Below are 915 nucleotides of genomic sequence, written 5' to 3'. Positions count from 1 at the left end.
GCTGGCCGAACGGCGCCGCCATGGCGCCGCGGAGCCGCTGCCCTGGCGCGGCGGCGCCCCGCTGCGAGGGCCCTGGCCGCTGCTCTGGGGCGCGCTCGCGCTGGCCGGGCTGAACCTGCTGACGCTGTGGCTCGCGGGCCGGCCCTGGGTGATCACCGCCGCCTTCCCGCTCTGGGGCTCGCGCGCGGTCGAGGCGCTGGGCTGGGACGACCCGGCCTTCTGGCCCTTCTGGGAAGACCCGACCCGCGCCGAGGCCATCCTGCGCCCCGTGCTGGCTGACCGCACCACGGTGATGGATGTCGGCCTCATGGCGGGCGCGCTGCTGGCCGCGGGGCTGGCGGGCCGCTTCGCGCCGCACCTCGCGATGCCCTGGCGGCACGCGGCCGCCTCGGTGGTCGGCGGGCTGCTGCTGGGCATCGGTGCGGTGGTCGCCTCGGGGTGCAACATCAGCGCCTATGTGGCGGGGATCGCCTCCGGCAGCCTGCATGGCTGGGGCTGGATCGTCCCGGCACTGGCGGGGAACTGGGTGGGCATCAGGCTGCGCCCGGCCTTCGGGCTGGACGGCTGAACCCTCCCGCCGGCGTGGCGGATCGCGCGGGCAGGCGCGGCGCCGCGGGCCAAAATCTTCTCCCCTTCCGCCTGTCGCGGAGCACGCTGCCCGCGCCGCCGCCGCGACGCGGAGCCGGCAAACCTTTCGCTTTGATGCTCCCGCGAAATGCGTAACGTCCGCGCGACCACGCCCGCCACTGGAGACCAGAATGAGGCTGAAAGCCCTGCCGGCATCGCTCCTTGCCCTTGCCATCACGGCGCTGCCCGCTGCCGCGCAGGCGCCGCTCGCCGCCGAAGGCTGCCTCGGCTGCCACGGGCCGGAGGGCCGCGGCGTGCCGGGCGCCGCGGCGATCGCCGGGCGGGACC

The 915-nt window shown here is 76.5% G+C and carries 1 protein-coding gene; it reads left to right on the top strand.

The genetic code is table 11. From position 1 onward, the window contains the following. Positions 1–568: YeeE/YedE thiosulfate transporter family protein (locus HW578_RS27065; RefSeq protein WP_198373786.1), on the top strand; the 568-nt coding region annotated here is incomplete at its 5' end. Positions 569–915: the final 347 nt, after the last annotated feature.

The sequence above is a fragment of the Roseomonas rosulenta genome (genome assembly GCF_016106005.1).
Taxonomy (GTDB): domain Bacteria; phylum Pseudomonadota; class Alphaproteobacteria; order Acetobacterales; family Acetobacteraceae; genus Neoroseomonas; species Neoroseomonas rosulenta.
The sequence above is the reverse complement of the archived record's forward strand: the minus strand, read 5'-3'. Positions and strand labels throughout refer to the sequence as shown.